Below are 22,216 nucleotides of genomic sequence, written 5' to 3' on the forward strand. Positions count from 1 at the left end.
ACCCCGCCGCGGGTCGCCGTGCTGCCGGTCCTGCGCCCGACCGAGCCGAAGGCAGCGTCACTTGATCACCGAGACCCGCTGGAACCCGCAGCGTCCCAGCCCCATGCCGTACCACCGCTACCGCCCCTTCCACGAGCGGGTGCGGGTGCCCGTGACCGACCGGAGCTGGCCCTCGGCCCGGCTCGAACGCGCCCCGCTGTGGGCCCCCGTCGACCTGCGCGACGGCAACCAGGCGCTCGCCGAGCCGATGGACACGCCCCGCAAGCGCCGCTTCTTCGACCTGCTGACGGCGACCGGCTTCAAGGAGATCGAGGTCGGCTACCCGTCCGCCAGCCGCACGGACTTCGACTTCGTCCGCCATCTGACGGCCTCGGGGGCCGTCCCCGACGACGTCACACCGGTGGTGTTCACCCCGGCCCGGCCGGAACTGATCGACCGGACCTTCGAGGCGATCGAGGGGATGCCGCGGGCCGTCGTCCACCTGTACATCGCCACCTCGCCGGTGTGGCGTGAGACGGTGCTCGGCCGGGACCGGGCCGGCATCCGGCGGACCGTGCGCCACGCGGCCGAGCGCATGGCGCGCCGGGCGCGCGGCGACGCCGTCCGCTTCCAGTTCTCGCCGGAGACCTTCAACCTCACCGAACCCGACTTCGTCCTCGAACTGTGCGACGACCTCACGCGCCTGTGGGACGCGAGCCCCGACCGCCCGGTGACCCTCAACCTGCCCGCCACCGTCGAGATCGCCACGCCCAACGTCTACGCCGACCAGATCGAGTACGTGCACCGCAACCTCGCCCGCCGGGACGCCGTGATCCTCTCCGTGCACCCGCACAACGACCGCGGCACGGGCGTGGCCTGCGCCGAACTCGCCGTGCTGGCCGGCGCCCAGCGCGTCGAGGGCTGCCTGTTCGGCAACGGCGAGCGCACCGGCAACGTCGACCTGGTGACCCTCGCCCTCAACCTCTACGCCCAGGGCGTCGACCCCATGATCGACCTCAGCGACCTGGACGCCGTGCGGGACGCCGTCGTGGAGTGCAACCGGCTGCCGGTCCACCCCCGGCACCCCTACGCCGGGGAGCTGGTCCACACGGCGTTCTCCGGCACCCACCAGGACGCCATCGGCAAGGGGCTCGCCCGGCACGCCCGGAACGCGGCCGAGCTGGGAGTACCGGAGGCCGAGGCCCCCTGGTCGGTGCCGTACCTGCCGATCGACCCGGCGGACGTGGGCCGCTCCTACGAGGCGGTGATCCGGGTCAACTCGCAGTCCGGCAAGGGCGGGGTGGCGTATCTGCTGCGCACCCGGCACGGCCTGGACCTGCCCGCGCGCATGCGGCCGGACTTCTCCCGGGTCGTGCAGGAGGCGGCGGACGACGACGGCCGGGAGCTGACCGCGAGCGCGCTGTACGCCCTGTTCCGGGACACGTACCTGGCCGAGGAGCCCCTGAAGCCGTCGGAGTTCGAGGACGCGGGCACGGTGCCCGAGCTGCTCGCCGCACTCGCCGGGCGCGGTGTCGACGCGGAGGTGGTGGAACTGGCCGAGGACGGCACGGACGCCTTCGCCGAGTGCCGGGTGGGCGCGGCCGTCGCCTGGGGCGCGGCGGAGGGCGCCGGCGCGGCGGTCCGCGCGGTGCTGGCCGCCGTCAACCGGGCCTGCCGGTAACCGGGCCTGCCGTCCGTCGGCGGCTGACCCGCCGGACGTCGCCCGCCGGAGCGTGCGCGGCGGGCGGACGGCACGGCGAAGGGGGCGCCGCACGCGCGGCGCCCCCTCACCGGTTCGGCTCGGCGAGCCGGCTCACTTGTCGAGGTGGGCCCAGAACTCGTCGAACGACAGAACCTTGTCGCCGTCGAGGTCACGGCTCTTGATGATGACCTCGGCCACCGACTCCGTGACGTTCCAGTCGCCGCCCTGGGCCAGGGCGGTCTTGAACTCGGCCGCGGTGATGTATCCGTCACCGTCCGTGTCGATCCGCTGGAACTGCTTGCGCGCCTCTTCGATGTCGGCCACCGATCCGCCCCTCTTGACGATGCCTTGCGGTCATACGTGCTGTCTTGCCTGTCCTGCTGACGCAGGTCAGATTAACGGCCCCCGCGGGCGTGTGGCGCGCCGCCCACCCGAGAGCCGCCTCACCCGGAGGTTCCCGGGTGGACGCGAGCGGCCGGATCCGGCGGGGCGGCTACCGGAAGACGCCCGTGTGGCCGAGCGAGTAGCGGCCGGGCTGGGGGTAGACGGCCAGGCCGTGGGGTCCGCTGCCGACCTTGACGCGGGCGAGCTGGCGCCCGGTGCGGGTGTCGATCGCGTACACCTCGGAGTTGTAGCGGCCCGACAGCCACAGGACCTTGCCGTCGGCCGAGACGCCGCCCATGTCGGGGCTTCCGCCCTGCGGGAGGCGCCACTTTTCGGTGACCTCGTTCGCGGCGAAGTCGAAGACCGAGACGGTGCCCTCGCCGCGGTTCGACACGTACATCGTGCGGGAGTCGCGGCTGACGTAGAGCCCGTGGCAGCCCTTGCCGGTGGGCAGGAACGCCGGCTTGCCGAACGTGTCGCCGTCGACGATCCACATCCCGTCGGCCTTCATGTCGGCGACGTAGAAGCGCTTCCCGTCCGGGGAGACCTTGACGTCCTGCGGCATCGCGCCCTGGAAGGGCAGCTTCTGCTGGGCGACGACCTTCATCTTCTCGGTGTCGACCTTGAGCAGTTCGCCGCTGAACTCGCAGGACACGATGAAGTACCTCCCGTCGAGGGAGAAGTCGGCGTGGTTGACGCCGTAGCAGGTGACCGGTTCGGTCTTGACGCGCTTCATGGTGTGCGGGTCGCGGAAGACGAGTTCGCGGTCGAGGGAGGCCATGACGACGGCGTACTTGCCGTCGGGCGTGAAGTAGAGGTTGTACGGGTCGTGCACCTCGACCGACTTGCCGGTCTTCCCGGTCATGGGGTCGATGGGGGTGAGGGTGTTGCCGCGGTCGTTGTTCACCCAGAGCGTCTTCAGGTCCCAGGAGGGCACGACGTGCTGCGGCTGGCGTCCCACCCGGAGGGTGTCGATCACCTGGTACGTCTTCGGGTCGATGACGGACACGGTGTCGGACTCGGTGTTGGGGACGTAGACCCGGGAGGGGAAGTCGCGGACCACCGGGGAGAGCCGGTTCGGGCGGTCCGCGGCGTAGACGTCCTTCGGGTCCAGCACGGGCGGCATGCCGGGCAGCCCGTCGACGGCGGGCTTGCGCACGGTCTTCTTCGCCGGGGCGGGGGCGGCGGCCCTGGTGGCGCCGTCCGGGCCGGCCCCGGTCCCGGCGCCGCAGGCGGCGAGGAAGGCGAGCGCCGCGCCGGTGAGCAGGGTGCGTGTGACGAGGTTCGGGTGCATCAGCCGATCAGCTCCGTGGCAGTGACCGCGCGCAGGCGGCGGCGGGCGAGTTCGTCCAGCAGGACGGGGAGGGCGGCGACCGTGTCCGCGTAGCCGAAGTGCAGGCTCACGACGGATCCGTCGCGGACCCCGCCGAGGACGTTGCGGGTGACGGCGGGGGCGCCGGGCGAGGTGAAGTCGAGGGAGTCGACGTCGTAGGAGAGGACGTGCGGATATCCCGCGCGCCGGGCGAGCCGTTCGACGAGGGGCGAGGCGCGGGCGGCGCGGGAGGGGCGGAACCAGGTGCCGACGGACCCGGTGAGCCTGCGCAGCCGTTCGGCGCACCCGGTGATCTCGGCCGTCGCGTCGGCCTCGGACATGGCGTTGACGTCGAGGTGGCGCAGGGTGTGGTTGCCGAGGTCGTGGCCGCCGTCCAGGATCCGGCGGGCGATGCCGGGGTGCTCGTCGAGCCAGGTCCCGACGGCCAGCACCGTGACGCGTGCGCCGTGCCGTTCGGCCTCGTCGAGCAGAGCGCGGGCGACGGCGGGGTCGCCCTGGCCGTGGAAGGTGAGGGCGACGCGGGGACGGTCGCGGGGCCCGTGCGCGATCTGGACGGGCTGCCCGGGGAAGGCGCGCGGCGACGGCGCGGCCGGGGGGCGGGCCGCCCTGCCGGAGGCGGCCGGCGCGGACGGGGCGGCGTCGTGGGCGACGGCGGCGGCGGAGGGGGCGGCCGGGGAGGCGCCCGGGGGTGAGCAGGCGGCCGCGAGCGCGCCTCCGGCGACGAGCCCGGCGCCCGCCCGCAGCGCGGAACGGCGGTCGGATGTGGTCATCCCTCCCATTTAAGGGGTGATATGCCGCAATCCGGGCCATTGACGCAGCCCGCGGACCGACGCCTTACCCGTTCCTTGCCTGAGCGGGCGGGCGCGGGCCGTCTACCGGTCGGCGACGCGCATCTCGAACCAGGTGGTCTTGCCGCGGGGCAGCAGGTCGACGCCCCAGCGGTCGGACAGCTTGTCGACGAGGAACAGGCCCCGGCCGCTGACGTCCATCTCCTGGACCGGCATCAGACAGGGCAGGCCCCGGGAGGGGTCGCGGACCTCGACGCGGATCCAGCCGCGCCGCCGCCGCATCCGCAGCCCGAACATCCGGGCGCCGGTGTGCCGTACGGCGTTGCCGACGAGTTCGGAGACCAGCAGGACCGTGTCCTCGGTCATCTTCGGCGTCAGTTGCCACTGGCGCAGGACGACGACCTGGGCCAGCCGGCGGGCCGAGGCGGCGGACTCGGGACGGGACGGCAGCGAGACCTCGCCCTCCGTGGGATTCCCGAACAACTCCAGCGCCTTGAGCGCCCGTTCGTCCTCGACCGCAGGCGACCAGCGCGCCGCGGCAGCACGGCTGTGTCCCCGCGGCTGTCCGATGCCCTCCAGCCCCGCCATGCCCCCATCATGGCCGCCCGCCGGGCCCCCCGGGGCCGTTCCGCCGGAATACGCCCCCCGCGCGCGGGCCCTCCCCACCAGGCGTCCGACGTGCGACGGAGCCGTCAAGGGCGCCGGAGCACCCGCGCCCACCTGCGAGGACGGCCCGCCGGGGAGCGACCGGCGATCACCCCGGCGAAGCGGCCCCGAGCCCCCGCGAGGCCCCCTCGAGGGGCGCGGAAACCGCCCCTTCGGGGGACCCGTGTGAGACGTCTCGTCAAGGGCAAGCGTTTCCGGCGACCCGGAAGGAGACGATGATCACAGGAACTTGGCCTTGCCCGGGCCCTCCTCCACGAAGCTGCGCATGCCGATCTCGCGGTCGGCGGTCGCGAAGAGACCCGCGAACCAGTTGCGTTCGACCGCCAGGCCCGTCTCGATGTCCGTCTCCAGACCGGTGTCGATCGACTCCTTGGCGGCGCGCAGCGCGATCGCCGGGCCCTGCGCGAGCCGGGCGGCCCACGCGTGCGCCTCGGTGTACACGTCGGCGGCCGGGACGACCCGGTCCACCAGGCCGAGGGCGAGCGCCTCGTCGGCCTTGACCATGCGGCCCGTGAAGATGAGGTCCTTGGCCTTGGAGGGGCCGATCAGCCGGGAGAGCCGCTGGGTGCCGCCGGCGCCGGGGATCAGGCCGAGCTGGATCTCCGGCTGGCCCAGCTTCGCGTTGTCCCCGGCGATCCGGAAGTCCGCGCACAGCGCCAGTTCGCAGCCGCCGCCCAGCGCGTACCCGGTGACGGCCGCCACGACGGGCTTGGGGATGCGGGCGACGGCCGTGAAGGAGTCCTGGAGGGCGCGGGCGCGCACCACCATCGCGGCGTGGTCCATCGCCTGCATCTCCTTGATGTCCGCTCCCGCCGCGAACACCTTCTCGCCGCCGTACAGGACGACCGCGCGGACGTCGTCGCGACGGCCGGCCTCCTCGGCGAGTTCCTTGAGACGGTCCTGGGTGGCCACGTCCAGCGCGTTCATGGGCGGGCGGTCGAGGCGGATCGTGCCGACGCCGTCGGCGACTTCGAGATTCACGGTCATGCCAGCAGGTTAACCACCATTAACGACGACGGGCCCGGTGCCGTGGGTCACAGCACCGGGCCCGCCGGGGAGGGCGTGGCCCCCGGGACGTCCGCCGTCCTACTTCTTCCACTCCGCCCAGGGGATGTTCCAGCCGTTGAGGCCGTTGGCGGGGTCGACGGTCGGGTCCGTGGAGTTCTTCACGACCACCACGTCGCCGACGATCGAGTGGTTGAAGAACCACGCGGCCGCGACGGAGCTGTCGTAGCCGCCGCGCACGTCGCGCAGGCCGATGCAGCCGTGGCTGGCGTTGTAGTTGCCGAAGGCGTCGCCGCCCCAGTAGTTGCCGTGCACGAACGTGCCGGAGTTGGTCAGGCGGACCGCGTGCGGGACGTCCTTGATGTCGTACTCGCCGTCGTAGCCGACCGTGTCGCCGTTCATCCGGGTCACGGTGAACTTCTCGCTCATGACCATCTGGCCGTTCCAGGTGGCGTAGCCCGGCTTGCCGGTGGTGACCGGGATGGTCCTGACGACCTTGCCCTCCTGCGTCACCTTCATCGTGTGCTTCTTGGCGTCCACGACGGACACCTGGTTGCGGCCGATGGTGAAGGAGACCGTCCTGGACTGCTTGCCGTAGACGCCCTTGCGGCCCTCGACGCCGTCCAGGTTCATCTCGACCGTCACCTTGGTGCCGGCCTTCCAGTACTTCTCCGGGCGGAAGTCGAGGCGGTCGTTGCCGAACCAGTGGCCCTCGACCTCGACGGCCGGCACGGTCGTGACCTTGATGGCCTTCTCGACGTCGTCCGGCTTGGTGATGCCCCGCGTGAAGTTGACCGAGAACGGCATGCCGACGCCGACGGTCGAGCCGTCCTCGGGCGTGAAGTTGCCGATGAAGGTGTTCTGCGGGCTCAGCGTGGTGAAGGACGAGTCCTCGGCGGCCGTGCGGCCCGCGGAGTCCTTGGCGACCGCGTGCACCTGGTAGGCGGTGGACGCGGCCAGGTGGGTGGCGGGCGTCCAGCCGGCGCCGTCGGCCGAGATCGCGCCCTCGATCTTCCTGCCCTTGGCGTCCTTGACGGTCACCTCGGTCAGCTTGCCCTTGGCCGCGGTCACCTTCAGGGCGCCGCTGGTGTCCACGTCCTTGGCGCCGCTCTTCGGGGCGATCGTGACGACCGCCTCCGACTGCTTGCTCTCCGCGGCGGTCGTCGCGCCCTTGCCGCCGTCGCCGCCGGCCTTGGCGTCGGATCCGGAGCCGTCACCGCCGCCGCCGCACGCCGTGACGGCGAGCAGTATTCCGCCGGCGAGCAGCGCCAGCCGCCTGTTGCGGCCGCGTGAGCGCCCCCCAACCGACGCCCCCGGTATCGGTCGCACGTTCAAAGTCGTTCTCCCCACTCCCCCGGGCCCTCCCCGGGCCGCACAGCGACGCGTCCCCCGCGTTCGCCGCATATTAACCACAAGGTCAGCGGCCTGGACGCGCCGAAAATGTCACCGTTCAGTCCCAACTTGGACCATGGAACGGCGGGGAAGGTTGCCCCAGGGGGGCGGGGACTTTCCGCGGGTCAGTCCGCGGAGGCGGCCGTCCACTCCTTCCAGGACATGTTCCAGCCGCCGAGACCGTTGTCGGGGGCGACCTGCTTGTCCTTGCTGTGGACGACCTCGATGACGTCACCGACCAGGCTGCGGTCGAAGAACCAGCCCGCGGGCGTGTCCGAGGAGCCGCCCTTGACGTCGCGCAGGCCGACGCAGCCGTGACTGACGTTGGCGCGGCCGAACACGTCGTCCGCCCAGTAGTTGCCGTGCAGGAAGGTGCCGGAGCTGGTCAGGCGCATGGCGTGCGGCACGTCCGGGATGTCGTACTCGCCCTTGCCGTTCGCCTTCTTGAAGCCGACCGTGGCGCCGTTCATCCGGGTCAGCTCCAGCATCTCGCTCACCACCATCCTGCCGTTGTAGGTGGTGTTCTTCGGCGCCCCGGCCGTGATGGGCACGGTGGCCAGCAGCTCCCCGTCCCGCCGGACCTCCATGGTGTGCTTCGCCGCGTCGACCAGCGACACCTGGCTGCGGCCCACGGTGAACGAGAACGACTTCTGCTGAAGTCCGTAGACGCCGGGCGCCGCCTCGACGTCGCGCAGCCCCAGCGCCACCGTGACCCGGGTGCCGGGCTTCCAGTACTCCTCGGGCCGGAAGTCGAGCCGGGCGCTGCCGAACCAGTGCGGCCGGACCTCCACCGGCGGCTGCGCCGTGACCCGGACGGCGCGTTCGACGGCGGCCCGGTCGTCGATCTCCCGGTTGAACTCCAGCGAGACGATCATGCCGGTGCCCACCGTCGAGCGGTCCTCCGGCGTGACGTAGCCGATGAAGCGCTTGTCGGGGACGAACGTGGTGAACGTGGTGTGGCGGGCCGAGCGGTCGCCGTCGCCGTCGAGGGCGACCACGTCCACCGTGTAGCGCGCCGCGAGGCCCAGCCGGTCGTCGTCCGGCCGCCAGCTCAGCCCGTCCGCGGCGATCCTGCCCTTCACCTCCGTCTCCTCGGCGTCCTGCGACCGGACGACCTTCACCGACTCCAGCCGCCCTTCGGGCACCCGCACCCGCAGACGCTCCCCGGGACGCACGCCCTTGGCGCCGTCCAGCGGGGTGACGCCGATGACGTCCTCGGGGGCCGGCGGTTTGCCGAGCATCCGGTCGAGTCCGCTGCGGCTGTCGCCGCCGGTGCAGCCGGCGGCCCCGGCCAGTAGTCCTGCCCATGTCAGTACGGCGGCCAGTGCGACCCCCGCGCGCCGTGCGCGCCCATGTACGTGCCTCACGGCGTGCCCAACGACCGGGCACGCCTCGGGGAAACGTGAGTGCGAGGGCCGCTCTGGGCAGGAATGGAGGGAGGACGACACGACGGGGAGCCGCGGCAGGGACACCGCGCGCCCCGCACCCCCGTCGTCCCACGAGCCGCGGGAGGCTGAACGGTGTCCAGCGCAGCCGAGCAGGAGGCGGTGGCGGCCCAGCGCGCCACGCCGGCCACCGTCGTGAACGGTGCGCCGCGCAAGGTGCCGGGCCCGCCCGTGCGGCCGGGTGCGCCGACGCCCCTGGGCGCCCGGTTCAGGGTCGGCCCCGACGGGGTCGCGGGCACCAACTTCGCCCTGTGGGCGGGCGGGGCGGAGGCGGTCGAGCTGTGCCTGTTCGACGAGGCCGGGCGCGAGACCCGCGCCCGGCTCACCGAACTCACCCACGAGATCTGGCACGGCTTCCTGCCCGGCGTCATGCCGGGCCAGCGGTACGGCTACCGGGTGCACGGCCGCTGGGACCCGTGGACCGGCGGCCGCTGGAACCCGGCCAAGCTGCTCCTCGACCCGTACGCCCGCGCGGTGGACGGCGAGTTCACGCTGCCCGCGGAGGTCTACGGGCATGTGCGCGACTGGCCCCAGCAGCAGGTCGCCGACACCGTGCGCGACGAACGCGACTCCGCCCCGCACGTGCCCAAGGGCGTCGTCGTCCACGACGACGACGACTGGGCCGACGACCGCCGCCCGAAGACGCCCTGGGCGGACTCCGTGATCTACGAGCTGCATGTGCGCGGCTTCACCCGGCTCCACCCGGGGATCCCGGAGGAACTGCGCGGTACCTACGCCGGGCTGGCCCACCCGGCGGCGATCGGCCACCTGGTGCGGCTGGGCGTGACAGCGGTGGAGCTGCTGCCCGTCCACCAGTTCGCGCACGAGGACCATCTGCTGCGCCGCGGCCTGAAGAACTACTGGGGCTACAACTCGATCGGCTACTTCGCCCCGCACGCCGCCTACTCGTCCGCGGGCACGACGGGGCAGCAGGTCGGCGAGTTCAAGCGGATGGTGCGCGCGCTGCACGCGGCCGGGATCGAGGTGATCCTCGACGTCGTCTACAACCACACGGCCGAGGCCGGCGAGCTGGGTCCGACCCTGTCGCTCAAGGGGGTCGACAACCGCGGCTACTATCGGTTGCAGGCCGACGCCCGCCGCTACGCCGACTACACGGGCTGCGGGAACACCCTGCACGTGGTCCAGCCGCACGTGCTGCGGCTGATCACCGACTCGCTGCGCTACTGGGTGACGGAGATGGGCGTCGACGGCTTCCGCTTCGACCTCGCGGCGGCGCTCGCCCGCTCCATGCACGACGTCGACATGCTGTCCCCGTTCCTCGCGGTGATCGCGCAGGATCCGGTGCTGCGCCGGGTGAAGCTCATCGCCGAGCCGTGGGACGTCGGTTCGGGCGGCTACCAGGTGGGCGCGTTCCCGCCGCTGTGGACGGAGTGGAACGACCGCTACCGCGACACCGTGCGCGACTTCTGGCGGCACGCGCTGCCCGACGTGCGGGAGATGGGCTACCGGCTGTCCGGGTCCAGCGACCTGTACGCCTGGGGCGGCAGGCGCCCGTACGCCTCCGTCAACTTCGTGACCGCGCACGACGGTTTCACCCTGCGCGACCTGGTGTCCTACGAGCGCAAGCACAACGAGGCCAACGGCGAGGGCAACCGGGACGGCACGAACGACAACCGCGCCTGGAACGGCGGCGCCGAGGGCGAGACCGCCGACGACGCCGTACGGGCGCTGCGGCGGCGGCAGTTGCGCAACCTGCTCACGACCCTGCTGCTGTCGACGGGCGTGCCGATGCTGGTCGCGGGCGACGAGCTGGGGCGCACCCAGCAGGGCAACAACAACGCCTACTGCCAGGACAACGAGATCAGCTGGCTGGACTGGGGGCTGCTGGAGGACCCGGGCTGGCGGGCCCTGTTCGACCTCGCCGCACGGCTGATCGCGCTGCGCCACCGCCACCCGGTGCTGCGCCGCCGCGCCTTCTTCTCCGGCCGGGCGCACTCGGCGGACGGGCTGCGGGACCTGGCCTGGTTCACGGAGCGGGGCACGGAGATGACCGAAGGGGACTGGTACGCACCGGCCGCGACGCTGGGCATGTACTTGTCGGGGCGGGACATCCCCGGCCGGGACGAGCGGGGCGCCCCGATCACCGACGACAGCTTCCTCGCCGTCCTGCACGCCGGGGACCGGCCGGTCGACTTCGTCCTGCCGGGACCGCCGTGGGCCGAGCGCTACGAGGTCGTCGTCGACACCTCGCGCGAGGACCAGGACGAGGCGCCGGGGGTGACGCTGCCCGCGGGGGCCGCGGTCACGGTGCCGGGGCGGGCGGTGCTGCTGCTGCGGGTGACGGGCTGAGCCGGCGTTCTCGCCCGCGGGCCGTTCGCCGCTCGGGGCGCCGGCGCGCTCACCGCCCGGACCGCCCCAGGATGCCCCGCTCGTAGGCCGCCGCGACCGCCGCCGCGCGGTCGTTGACGCCCAGCTTGGCGTACAGGTGGGTGAGGTGCGTCTTCACGGTGGCCTCGCTGATGAACAGCTCGCGGGCGATCTCGCGGTTGGACGTGCCCCTCGCCACCAGGGCGAGGACCTCGCGCTCGCGCGCGGAGAGCGGCTCGGCGGCGGGCATGCGCGGGGCCCGGACCGCGGTGACCAGCCGGGTGGCCACGGCCGGGGACAGCACGGTGCGGCCCTGCGCCGCCGCGCGGACCGCCGTGAACAGTTCGTCGCGCGGAGCGTCCTTGAGGAGATAGCCCGTCGCGCCCGCCTCGATCGCGGGGATCGTGTCGGAGTCGGTGTCGTACGTGGTCAGGACGAGGATCTTCGCCCGTGAGCCACGCCGGCCCAGCTCGCGGATGGCGTCCACCCCCGCGCCGCCCGGCATCCGCAGGTCCATCAGGATCACGTCCGGGTCGGCCGTCGCGGCGGCGGACAGCGCCTCGACGCCGTTCGCCGCCTCGCCCACGACCCGGAAACCGGGGGCCGACTCGAACATGCCGCGCAGGCCGTCCCGCACGACGGGATGGTCGTCCACGATCAGCAGGGTGATCAGGGGTTCGTCACTCATGGCGGATCAACGGTACGCGAGCCGACAGGGCCGTGCCCTGGCCCGGTGCGGATTCCACGGTCAGGGCGCCCGCGACGCGTTCGGCGCGGGCCCGCATGCCGTCGAGGCCGAAGCCGCCGCTGCGGGTGCGCGGGCGCACGGCCAGCGGGTCGAAGCCGCGTCCGTCGTCGCGGATGTCGAGGATCACGTCGTCCCCGAGGAAGGAGAGGGTGACGCCGACGCGCGAGGCGCGGGCGTGCCGGGCCGCGTTCGACAGGGCCTCCTGGGCGAGGCGCAGCAAGGTGGCGGCCACCTCGTCGTGGAGTTGCTCCGCCGTCCCGGTGACGGTGAACTCCGCGCGCACGCCGCTGCGTTCGCCCCAGTCGGCGACCGTCTTCTTCAGCGCCTCGGGCAGTCCGTCGTGCTCCAGGGCCACCGGGGCCAGGTTCTGCACGGAGCGGCGGGCCTCGCCCAGGCTGTGCCGGGCGAGGTCGCTGGCGCGTTCGAGGTGGGTGCGGGCGACGCCGAGGTCGGGGGCGTTCGCGACGACCTGGAGCTGGGCGATGATGCCGGTCAGGCCCTGGGCGATGGTGTCGTGGATCTCGGCGGCGAGGCGACGGCGCTCGTCGGCGACGCCGGCCTCCCGCGCCTGGAGCAGGAGTTGGGCGTGCAGGGCGGCGTTCTCGTCGAGGGCCTGCTGCAACGCCGTGTTGGTGCGCTCGAGTTCGGCGATGGTCGCGGTGCGCTCGCGGGTGCGCTGCGCCTCCTGGCCCATGATGTGGGCGACCACCAGTTGCAGGCCGGAGTTGGCGGCCAGCAACGCGGCGAAGAGGATCCACTGGACCGTGCTGTGGAACGGCAGCCCGCCGGACTGCGCGCCGGCCACGGTGACCGCGCTCGCGACCATCCCCAGCCGCTGCCACCGGGCGGGGAGCAGTTCGTCGGCGTCCATGTAGCCGGTGGCGGCGTAGAACGCGAAGAACGGGTCGATCCAGGTGAGGGCGAAGGCCACGGCCCAGCGGACGGCGTAGTAGACCGTCCCGGCCGGCGACGGCGTCCGGCCGCGGTCGGGACACCCGGCCCGCAGGGCCTGCCAGCCCAGTTGGAGGACGATCGCCACGCCGATCAGGTTCCAGGCCGCGTACCACTGGATGGAGTGGTCGATCTCGGGGGCGGAGGCGAGGGCGAGGACGACGCCGGTGCCGAGCAGCCCGTAGGGCCCCCAGGTGTGCAGTTGCTCCCAGCGCCGTTCGATGCGCCGGTCCGCCGTGGTCATCTCCCCAGTCTGCACGGGCCCGCGCCTATTCCCAGCGGAACCAGCGCGAGGCGGCGCCCGTGAGCAGCAGGATCCACACGGCGAGGACGCCCAGGTGGCTCCAGCCGGGCCAGTGGCCGGCCGCCGCCCGGTCCAGGGCCTGCGCGGCCGCCCCGAAGGGGGTGCAGCCCACGATGCGGGCGAGGGTGTGCGGCATGGTCTGCACCGGCGCCCACACCCCGGCGCAGAACATCGAGGGGAAGAACACCACGGAGCCGATCGCCCCCGCGATCTTCGTCGTGCGGGACAGCGCCGACACCACCGATCCGAGGGCGAGGGCGACCAGGACGGCCGCCACCAGGGCGAGGGCGTACCCGGCGGGCTGCCCGGGCAGGCGCACCCCGAAGCCGAGCCGCCCGACCGCGAGGACCAGCAGCGCCGACGCCAGCGACGCCCCGCCGTACACCGACATCTGCGCGGACAGCAGGGCGGAGGGCCGTACCGGTGTGACGGCCATCCGGCGCAGGATGCCGCGCTCGCGGTAGCCGGTCAGGGTCTGGGGCATCGACTGGAGGCCGCCGACGATCAGCCCGAGCAGCACGGCCACCGGGACGTAGACGTCGACCGTGCGCAGACCGCCGAGGTCGTCGCTCGGCTGCCGGAAGGACGGGACGGAGCCGAGGATCACCAGCAGCAGGCTAGGGAACAGCAGGATCCAGAAGAGGGCGCCGGGCTCGCGCCGGAACAGGCGGGCCTCGGTCCTCAGGACGGCGGTGTTCATGACGCGTTCTCCTTCGTCAGGTCGAGGAACGCGTCGTCGAGGGTGGCGTCAACGACGCGCAGCTGGTGGGCGGTGACGCGATGGCGGGCGAGGAGGGTGAGGACGGCGTCGACGGTGGCGTCGGTGCCCGCCAGGGTCACGCGGCCCTCCCGGTGCTCGACGGAGGCGAGTCCGGGCAGCGCTTCGAGGTCGCGGTCGTCCAGCGGGGCGGAGGGCGTGAAGCTGATGACCGTGGCCCCGGCCGAGCGCCGGATCAGGCCCGCCGGGGTGTCCAGCGCGGCCACCCGGCCCCGGTCGATCACCGCGATCCGGTCGCAGAGCCGCCGGGCCTCCTCCATGAAGTGGGTGACCAGCAGGACGGTGACCCCGCCGGCCCGCACGTCCTCGATGAGCTGCCAGGTGTCCCGGCGGGCCCGCGGGTCGAGGCCGGTGGTCAGTTCGTCCAGGACGACGATCCGCGGGTCGCCGATCAGAGCGAGCGCGATGAACAGTCGCTGCTTCTGGCCGCCGGACAGCCGGGCGAACCGGGTGGTCAGCTTCTGGGCCAGGCCGAGGCGCTCGGCAAGCGGGGCCCAGTCCAGCGGCCTGGGATGGAAGGAGGCGTACAGCTCCAGCGCCTCCCGGACGGTGAGCTTCGGCTGGAGTTCGCTCTCCTGGAGCTGGGCGCCGAGCACCCGGGCGACCTTCTCGTGGTCGGCGACCGGGTCGAGGCCGGCGACGCGCACCCGGCCGGCGTCGGGCGCCCGCAGACCCTCCACGCACTCGACGGTGGTGGTCTTGCCGGCGCCGTTCGGGCCGAGAATCCCGAAGATCTCGCCCTCCTCCACCGTGAAGGAGACCCCGTCGACGACCGCCCGGCCGTCGTACGTCTTTCGCAGCTCGCACACTTCGATGACGGACATGACGCCAGCTTCGCGGCCGGGGCGCCGCCCGCACATCGCCCGGCTCGCTCGAACGCGCATCGGCCATTCGGTGGATGCGCCGGTACGACCCCTCGAACCGCAGGTCGTAGGACCTGCGACCGAGCCCGGCCGGGCCGAAACTCGGTGGGCGATGTCGGTGCCGGTCCGTAGGCTCGCAGTGATGGCCGAGACACGTGCAACCCCCGCCCCCGACCGCTCCGCCGTACGGTCCCTGCTGCGCCTGTGGCCGTACGTCCGCCCCGTGCGGGCACGGCTGTTCACGGCCGCCTTCGTCGCCGTGCTGGCCTCCTGCACGGGCCTGGTGATCCCGCTGGTCCTGAAGTGGATGGTGGACGGCCCGGTGGCGGACCGGGACACCTCCGGGGTCTGGCTGGGGGCGCTCGTCCTGCTGCTGCTCGGTCTCATGGAGGCGCTGCTGTTCGGGATACGGCGCTGGCTGGTGGCGCGTCCGCTGGCGCACGTCGAGGCGGAGATGCGCGCGGAGCTGTACGGGCGGCTGCAACGGCTGCCGGTGGCGTTCCACGACCGGTGGGCGTCGGGCCAGCTGCTCTCGCGGGCGACGGCCGATCTGGGGCTGATCCGGATGTTCCTCGCCTTCCCGCTGACGTTCCTGCTGGTCAACTCGGTGACCATCGTCTTCGGCGTCGTCGTCATGCTGGTCCAGGACTGGACGCTCGGGCTGGTCATCCTGGGACCGGCCGTGCCCGTCGTCGTGATGTGCGTGCACTTCGAGCGCCGGTACGCCCTGGTGGCGCGGCGCGCGCAGGACCAGGTCGGGGACCTGACGACGGTGGTCGAGGAGAGCGTCCTCGGCATCCGCGTCATCAAGGGCTTCGGCCGGCACCGCACGCAGGCGCGCGCCTTCCGGGAGCTGTCCTCGACGCTGCGCGGCACGGAACTGGCCAAGGCACGGCTGCTGGCCACGATCTGGGCCGTCATCGTGACGCTGCCCGAACTGGCCATCGGGGCCGCGCTGGTGCTGGGGGCGGTGCGGGTCGCGGACGGGGACCTGTCCGCGGGGACCCTGGTCGCCTTCCTGTCCACCGCGCTCGCGCTGCGCTGGCCGGTCGACTCGATCGGGTTCCTCCTCGCGATGAGCCAGGAGGCGGCGACGGCGAGCGAGCGGTACTTCGAGGTGATGGACGAGGAGCCGGAACGGGACGCGGCGGTGCGGTCGGCGCCGGTACCCGACACCGGGCTGCGCTTCGACGGCGTCGTCTTCCGCTACCCGGACGCCGACCCCGCTTCCCGGCCCGTCCTCGACGGCGTCGACCTGCACGTCCGTCCCGGCGAGTCGATGGCCCTGGTCGGGGCCACCGGCAGCGGCAAGACCACGCTCACGGCCCTCGTGCCCCGGTTGCACGAGGCGACGGCCGGACGCATCACCCTGGACGGCGAGGACGTCGCCGCGCTGCCCCTCGAGGAACTGCGCGCGCGGGTCGCCGTCGCGTTCGAGGAGCCCACCCTGTTCTCCGCGAGCGTCGGGGAGAACGTCCTGATGGGCGCCGACGACCGGGCGGGCGCCGTCGAGCTGGAGCGGGCGCTGGCCGTGGCACAGGCCGAGTTCGTGCACGCGCTGCCGCAGGGCGCCGACACCCAGGTCGGCGAGCAGGGGCTCAGCCTCTCCGGCGGGCAGCGGCAGCGGCTGGCCCTGGCCAGAGCCGTGGTCGGCCGCCCCCGGTTCCTCGTCCTCGACGACCCGCTCTCCGCGCTGGACGTGCACACCGAGGCCGCCGTGGAGGCCGCGCTGCGGCAGGTCCTCGCCGACACCACCGCGCTGATCGTCGCCCACCGCCCGTCGACCGTGCTCCTCGCCGACCGGGTGGCCCTGCTGTCCGGCGGCCGGATCGCCGCCGTCGGCACCCACCACGAACTGCTGCGCGACAACCCCGAGTACGCCCACCTCATGTCAGGAACCGGCCGCCAGGAGGACGACCGATGACCGCCTCCGCCACTTCCGCCCCCACGACCGGCGGCGGACCGGACCTGCCCGACGGACCGGGCCGCCCGGACGGTCCGGAGCCGGGCGACGCGCGGGATCCCTTCGACCGGGACGTCCTGCCCACCCCGCCCGGCGCGACCGGCGTGCTGCTGCGCTCCCTGCTGGCCCCGATGCGGGCCCGCGTCGCCCTCACCGCGCTGGTGCTGCTGCTCCAGCAGGCGGCCGTGCAGGCGGGCCCGCTGCTGGTGGCGTACGCCATCGACCGCGCCGTGCCCGCGTGGCGGGAGGCCGACCACGGGCCGCTGGTCGCGGTGGGGGTCGGCTATCTGCTGTGCGCGCTGGCCTCCGGCGGGCTTCAGTACGCGTTCCTCATCGCCTCCGCCCGGATCAGCCAGGACGTGCTGCTCGACCTGCGCGGCCGGATCTTCCGGCACGCGCAGGCGCTGAGCCTGGACTTCCACGAGCGCTACACCTCGGGCCGGCTCATCTCCCGCTCCACCAGCGATGTGGAGGCCCTGCGCGAGCTGCTCGACGAGGGGCTCCAGGAACTCGTCTCGGTGGTGCTGTCCTTCGTGTTCATCTCCGCGATGCTGCTCTGGCTGGACCTGGGCCTGGGCGCGGTCGCGGTGGCGTCGTTCGTGCCGCTGTACCAGCTGGTGCGGGTCTACCAGCGGCGCGCGGGACGGGTGTTCACGGCGCGCTCCACCGCGATCGCGGCCGTCATCGTGAAGTTCGTGGAGACCATGAACGGCATCCGGCCGGTGCGCGCCTTCCGCCGCGAGGCGGTCAACGAGGCGGGCTTCCGGGTCCTGAACCGGCGGCACGAGCGCAGGAACGGCGACGCGCTGCTGGAGATGGCCCGGTACGTGGTGGGCTCGCGGCTGGTCGCCAACACGGCGGTCGCGCTGATCGTGCTGTGGAGCGCGACGCGGGTCGCGCGGGGCGCGCTGGAACTGGGGGTGCTGGCGGCTGCCGTGCTGTACCTGCGGCGGCTGTACGACCCGATCGACCGGCTCGGCATGTTCCTGAACTCCTACCAGTCGGCCGCCGCCTCGCTGGAGAAGATCGCGGGCCTGCTCGCGCAGCGGCCGTCGGTGCCGGAGCCGTCGGCGCCGAGGGAACTGCCCGCGCCCCGCGGCGGTCTGCCCGGCCGCGAGGTCGTCTTCGACGGGGTCTCCTTCGGCTACCGCACGGGCGGCGAGGTCCTGCCCCGCTTCGACCTGGTGCTGCCCGCCGGTCAGACGGTCGCCGTGGTGGGCTCCACGGGCGCGGGCAAGTCCACGCTGGCCAAGCTGCTCGCCCGCTTCTACGACCCCTCCCGGGGCCGGGTGCTGCTGGACGGGGTCGACCTGCGCGAGCTGGCCGGGCCGGAACTGCGGCGCGGGGTGGTGATGGTGACGCAGGAGGCGTTCCTGTTCTCCGGCACGGTCGCCGAGAACATCGCGATCGGGCGGCCGGACGCGTCCCGCGAGGACGTCGAGCGGGCGGCGAAGGCGATCGGCGCGCACGAGTTCATCAGCGCCCTGCCGGACGGCTATGACACCGACGTCCGCAAGCGCGGCGGCCGCATCTCCGCGGGGCAGCGCCAACTCGTGGCGTTCGCACGGGCGTTGCTGGCCGATCCGGCGGTGCTGATCCTCGACGAGGCGACCAGTTCGCTCGACGTGCCGGGCGAGCGGGCTGTGCAGGAGGCGATGGCGACGGTGCTGAAGGGCCGCACGGCGGTGGTGATCGCGCACCGGCTGTCGACGGTGGAGATCGCCGACCGGGTGCTCGTCATGGAGCACGGCCGGATCGTCGAGGACGGCACCGCGGCCGAACTCGTCGCGGGCGACGGCCGCTTCGCGGACCTGCACCGCGCCTGGCGCGACAGCCTCGTCTGACCCGGCCCGACCCGCCCGTTCGACCCCCGGGGGACTGTGTGATCGACGCGTACGAGGATCCCGGCACGCCGGACAGCCGCGGCGGCTGGGCGTATCTCGCCTGGCTGGTGCGCTGCCAGCCGTGGCGGTCGGCGGCCGGCGCGGTGCTGGCCAGCGTCTGGATGGTGCTGATGGCGGTGACGCCCTACCTGCTGGCCCGGGCGGTCGACGACGGGCTGGAGCCCGGCGACACGGCCGCGCTGGCCGGCTGGACGGGGGCCCTGCTCGCCGTGGGCGCGTTCAACGCCTGGGTGAGCGTCATGCGGCACCGCACGATGACCCGGGTGCGCATGGACGCCTACTTCCGGACCACCAAGGTCGTCGTCGGGCACGCGGCGCGGCTCGGGGCCAGGCTCTCGCGCGGGGTGGGCAGCGGCGAGGTCGTCACCATCGGCGTCGGCGACGTGCACACCATCGCGAACTCGCTGACGGTGATCGGGCCCGGCGTGGGCTCGGTCGTGGTGTACGTGTTCGTGGCCGGGCTGCTGCTGTCGGTGTCGCCGCTGCTGGCGGCGGTCGTGCTGCTGGGGATGCCGGTGGTCGCCGGGCTGGTGGGCCCGCTGATGGCGCGGCTCCAGGGCACGGAGGCCGAGTACCGGGAGCGGCAGGGCGTGCTCACCGCGCGGATCGGCGATCTGGCGGGCGGCCTGCGCGTCCTCAACGGCCTCGGCGGCAAGGGGCTGTTCGCGGACGCCTTCCGGCGCGACTCGCAGCGGCTGCGGGAGCAGGGCTACCGGGTCGGCTCGGTCACCAGCTGGATGCAGGCGCTCGGAGTCGGCCTGCCGACGCTGTTCCTCGCGGTGGTGACCTGGCTCGCGGCCCGGCTCGCCGCCCGGGGCGAGCTGACGGTGGGCGAGCTGGTGTCGGTGTACGGCTATGTGGCCGTCCTGGTGGGGCCGGTGGCGTTCCTCGTCGACATGGGCTACCAGCTCAGCCGGGGCGTGGTGGCCGCGCGGCGGGTCGTCGGCCTGCTGCGCGTGGAACCGGAGGCGGACACCGGGACGGCCGAGCCGCCCGGGAAGCCGTCGGTCCTGCACGATCCCGCCTCGGGCGTGCGGGTGGCGCCGGGCAGGCTGACCGCGCTGGTCGGCGCACGGCACGCGGACGTGACCGCCCTGGTGGACCGGCTCGGCCGCTACGGTCCCACCGACGTCACCTGGGGCGGGGTCCGGCTGGACGCGCTGCCCCTGGACCGGGTCAGGGCCGCGATCCTGGTCGCCGACAACGAGGCCGACCTGTTCGCGGGGAGCCTGCGCGAGGTGGTGTCCGGGCGCGGTGAGCCGGGCCCGGCGGCCGTCGCACGGGCCGTGCGGGCGGCCGCCGCCGACGACATCGTGCGGGGGCTGCCGCAGGGGCTCGACTCGCCCGTGACCGCGCAGGGCCGCAGTCTCTCCGGAGGCCAGCGGCAGCGCGTGCGCCTGGTGCGGGCGCTGCTCGCCGATCCCGAGGTGCTGCTGGCCGTCGAGCCGACGTCGGCGCTCGACGCGCACACGGAGGCGGTCGTCGCCCGGCGGCTGCGGGAGGCGCGCTGCGGCCGGACCACGGTGGTGACCACCACTTCCCCGCTGCTCCTGGACCACGCCGAGTCCGTGCACTACCTGGTCGACGGCAAGGTGGCCGCGACCGGCCGCCACGCCGACCTGCTGCGCGGCGAGCCGGGCTACCGCGCGCTGGTGGCACGCGACACCGAGGAAGCCCAGGACACCGACGACACCGACGACACCGAGGACACCGAGGACGCCGCCGGCGGCGCCGGCGGCCGTGGGTCCGTGCGTGAGGAGTCCGTGCGTGCGGAGTCCGTGCGTGCCGAGCCGGACGACATCGATGCCGAGGAGGCCCTGCGATGACCGAGCCGACCGCGAGCACGGCGGCGGGCGACGGCGACGTGAGCGCCGGGCGGCTGCCGGTCGCCGGGCGGGCCGACGTGCGGCGGGCGGCGGTGCGCCTCGTGCGCGCCGACGGCCGGGCCTTCGCCGCAGCGCTGGCCCTGAACGTCCTCGCCGCCGGGGCGGGTCTGGCCGCGCCGTGGCTGCTGGGCCGGATCATCGACGAGGTGCGGGCCGGGCACGGGACCGGCGTCGTGGACCGGCTGTCGGCGGCCATCGTGGTCTGCGCGCTGGCCCAGATGCTGCTGGCGCGCTGGGCCCGGTACGCGGGACACCGCTTCGGCGAGCGCACGCTCGCACGGGTCCGGGAGCAGTTCGTCGACCGGGCGCTGGCGCTGCCCGCGTCGGCGGTGGAGCGGGCCGGCGCCGGGGACCTGACCACCCGGGGCACCGCCGACGTGGCGGCGGTCGGCACGACCCTGCGGGACGCCGGACCCGAGCTGCTGGTCTGCACGGTCCAGGCGCTGTTCACGCTCGCCGCGGTCTTCCTGATCGACCCGCTGCTCGGCGCCGTCGGGGTGCTGGCGCTGACGCCGATCTGGTGCGCGCTGCGCTGGTATCTGCGCCGGGCGCGCGCCGGCTATCTGGCCCAGGGGGCGGCCGACTCGGAGGTCGCCGAGATCGTCACGGCGACGGCGGCCGGGGCGCGCACGGTCGAGGCGTTCCGGCTGCGCGGGCGGCGGACGGCGGCGAGCAGGGACGCGCTGGAGACGGCGCGCCGCTCGCGCTTCCACACCCTCCACCTGCGCACGGTGTTCTTCCCGGCGGTGGAGGTGTCGTACTCGCTGCCGGTGGCGGGGGTGCTGCTGCTGGGCGGGGTGCTGCACGCGCGGGGAGGGACGAGTCTGGGCGCCGTGGTCGCGGCGGCGCTGTATCTGCGCCAGTTCACCGAGCCGCTGGACCAGATCCTGATGCGCGTCGAGCAACTCCAGAGCAGCGGCGCCTCGTTCGCCCGCGTGGAGGGCCTGGCGGCGGCGCCGCGCGGCGCGGCCGACGGCGGGGCGCCGGCGCCGGTGGGCGACCGGATCGACGTGCGGGGCGTGCGGTACGCGTACGAGCGCGGCGGCGAGGTGCTGCGCGGGGTCGATCTGACGGTGCGGCCCGGCGAACGGCTCGCGGTGGTCGGCCCGTCGGGGGCGGGCAAGACCACGCTGAGCAGGCTGCTCGCCGGGGTGGACGCGCCGAGCGCGGGCACGGTGACGGTGGGCGGCGCGCCGGTCGCGGAGCTGGCGCCCGAGACGCTGCGCCGCCAGGTCGTCCTGGTCACCCAGGAGCACCACGTCTTCCTCGGCACGGTCCGCGACAATCTCCTGATCGCCGAACCGGCGGCCTCCGACGACGAGTTGTGGGCGGCTCTGGAGGCGGTCGGCGCGGCCGGCTGGGTGCGGGAGCTGCCGGACGGCCTGGACGCCGCCCTGGGCGGAACCGGCCGGAGCACGGACGGTTCGCAGGCCCAGCAGCTCGCGCTGGCCCGGGTGGTGCTGGCCGATCCGCACACGCTGATCCTGGACGAGGCGACGGCCCTGCTGGACCCGACGACGGCCCGGCACACCGAGCGCGCGCTGGCCGCCGTGCTCCGGGGCCGGACCGTGATCGCGATCGCCCACCGGCTGCACACCGCGCACGACGCCGACCGGGTGGCCGTCATGGAGGACGGCATGCTCACCGAACTGGGCACGCACGAGGCGCTGGTGGCGGGCGAGGGCGCGTACGCGGCGCTGTGGCGGACCTGGCACGGGGAGCCGGCCGAGGGGCCGGCCGGGTCGGTTCCGCACCCGTCCTGAGCGTCCGCGCGGGCCGTGTCCGGGGATTTGCATA

The 22,216-nt window shown here is 73.8% G+C and carries 17 protein-coding genes; 6 read left to right on the forward strand and 11 right to left on the reverse strand.

The features are described 5' to 3' along the window. Positions 1–103: 103 nt before the first annotated feature. Positions 104–1,660 carry a 2-isopropylmalate synthase gene (locus ACGFSH_RS26115; RefSeq protein WP_393352848.1) on the forward strand — a complete coding sequence of 519 codons (1,557 nt, stop codon included), beginning with the start codon at positions 104–106 and terminating at the stop codon, positions 1,658–1,660. Between the two features lie 132 nt (positions 1,661–1,792). Here ACGFSH_RS26115 and ACGFSH_RS26120 read toward each other — a convergent pair whose 3' ends face one another. From ACGFSH_RS26120 to ACGFSH_RS26150, 7 genes are all read right to left on the reverse strand, one after another. Continuing rightward, positions 1,793–2,005 (reverse strand): EF-hand domain-containing protein, encoded by a 213-nt coding sequence (locus ACGFSH_RS26120; protein WP_256916045.1) that lies wholly within the window; start codon positions 2,003–2,005, stop codon positions 1,793–1,795. 169 nt (positions 2,006–2,174) lie between these two features. Next, on the reverse strand, positions 2,175–3,359 hold the full coding sequence (locus ACGFSH_RS26125) for a hypothetical protein (protein WP_393352787.1): 1,185 nt from the start codon (positions 3,357–3,359) through the stop codon (positions 2,175–2,177). Then, positions 3,359–4,168, reverse strand: a complete 810-nt coding sequence (locus tag ACGFSH_RS26130) for a polysaccharide deacetylase family protein (RefSeq protein ID WP_393352789.1) — start codon at positions 4,166–4,168, stop codon at positions 3,359–3,361. Before ACGFSH_RS26130 ends, ACGFSH_RS26125 begins: the two co-directional genes overlap by 1 nt. Before the next feature lie 102 nt (positions 4,169–4,270). Then, positions 4,271–4,774 (reverse strand): ATP-binding protein, encoded by a 504-nt coding sequence (locus ACGFSH_RS26135; RefSeq protein ID WP_393352791.1) that lies wholly within the window; start codon positions 4,772–4,774, stop codon positions 4,271–4,273. Positions 4,775–5,071: 297 nt separating this feature from the next. After that, positions 5,072–5,839, reverse strand: coding sequence for an enoyl-CoA hydratase/isomerase family protein (locus ACGFSH_RS26140; protein ID WP_393352794.1), 768 nt, complete (start codon positions 5,837–5,839; stop codon positions 5,072–5,074). Between the two features lie 99 nt (positions 5,840–5,938). After that, the gene (locus tag ACGFSH_RS26145) at positions 5,939–7,192 is read right to left on the reverse strand and encodes an Ig-like domain-containing protein (protein WP_393352796.1); all 1,254 of its coding nucleotides are present in this window, start codon (positions 7,190–7,192) and stop codon (positions 5,939–5,941) included. A gap of 182 nt (positions 7,193–7,374) precedes the next feature. Next, positions 7,375–8,616 (reverse strand): Ig-like domain-containing protein, encoded by a 1,242-nt coding sequence (locus ACGFSH_RS26150; RefSeq protein ID WP_393352799.1) that lies wholly within the window; start codon positions 8,614–8,616, stop codon positions 7,375–7,377. Between the two features lie 153 nt (positions 8,617–8,769). On the opposite strand from ACGFSH_RS26150, the gene glgX reads away from it, so the two are divergent. Further along, positions 8,770–11,004, forward strand: a complete 2,235-nt coding sequence (gene glgX / locus ACGFSH_RS26155) for a glycogen debranching protein GlgX (protein WP_393352801.1) — start codon at positions 8,770–8,772, stop codon at positions 11,002–11,004. A gap of 49 nt (positions 11,005–11,053) precedes the next feature. On the opposite strand, the gene ACGFSH_RS26160 is transcribed toward glgX, so the two are convergent. The 4 genes from ACGFSH_RS26160 to ACGFSH_RS26175 are packed head-to-tail and all read right to left on the reverse strand — an operon-like array spanning position 11,054 to position 14,627. Next, positions 11,054–11,710 (reverse strand): response regulator, encoded by a 657-nt coding sequence (locus tag ACGFSH_RS26160; RefSeq protein WP_393352804.1) that lies wholly within the window; start codon positions 11,708–11,710, stop codon positions 11,054–11,056. Then, positions 11,703–12,965 carry a sensor histidine kinase gene (locus ACGFSH_RS26165; protein ID WP_393352806.1) on the reverse strand — a complete coding sequence of 421 codons (1,263 nt, stop codon included), beginning with the start codon at positions 12,963–12,965 and terminating at the stop codon, positions 11,703–11,705. The genes ACGFSH_RS26160 and ACGFSH_RS26165 overlap by 8 nt, the downstream gene beginning before the upstream one ends. Positions 12,966–12,990: 25 nt before the next feature. Further along, a complete protein-coding gene (locus tag ACGFSH_RS26170) occupies positions 12,991–13,725 on the reverse strand; it encodes an ABC transporter permease (protein ID WP_393352808.1) in 735 nt (244 codons plus the stop codon). Further along, entirely contained in the window at positions 13,722–14,627 is a 906-nt protein-coding gene (locus tag ACGFSH_RS26175; RefSeq protein ID WP_393352811.1) for an ABC transporter ATP-binding protein, read from the reverse strand. The genes ACGFSH_RS26170 and ACGFSH_RS26175 overlap by 4 nt, the downstream gene beginning before the upstream one ends. Positions 14,628–14,808: 181 nt before the next feature. Here ACGFSH_RS26175 and ACGFSH_RS26180 point away from each other — a divergent pair, with 181 nt between their 5' ends. The 4 genes from ACGFSH_RS26180 to ACGFSH_RS26195 are packed head-to-tail and all read left to right on the forward strand — an operon-like array spanning position 14,809 to position 22,182. After that, entirely contained in the window at positions 14,809–16,590 is a 1,782-nt protein-coding gene (locus tag ACGFSH_RS26180) for an ABC transporter ATP-binding protein (protein WP_393352813.1), read from the forward strand. After that, entirely contained in the window at positions 16,587–18,473 is a 1,887-nt protein-coding gene (locus ACGFSH_RS26185) for an ABC transporter ATP-binding protein (protein ID WP_393352816.1), read from the forward strand. The genes ACGFSH_RS26180 and ACGFSH_RS26185 overlap by 4 nt, the downstream gene beginning before the upstream one ends. Positions 18,474–18,511: 38 nt before the next feature. Next, positions 18,512–20,359, forward strand: coding sequence for an ABC transporter ATP-binding protein (locus tag ACGFSH_RS26190; protein ID WP_393352819.1), 1,848 nt, complete (start codon positions 18,512–18,514; stop codon positions 20,357–20,359). Next, positions 20,356–22,182 (forward strand): ABC transporter ATP-binding protein, encoded by a 1,827-nt coding sequence (locus ACGFSH_RS26195; RefSeq protein WP_393352821.1) that lies wholly within the window; start codon positions 20,356–20,358, stop codon positions 22,180–22,182. The genes ACGFSH_RS26190 and ACGFSH_RS26195 overlap by 4 nt, the downstream gene beginning before the upstream one ends. The last annotated feature ends 34 nt before the right edge of the window (positions 22,183–22,216 follow it).

It is taken from the genome of Streptomyces sp. NPDC048481, from assembly GCF_043200075.1.
Taxonomy (GTDB): domain Bacteria; phylum Actinomycetota; class Actinomycetes; order Streptomycetales; family Streptomycetaceae; genus Streptomyces.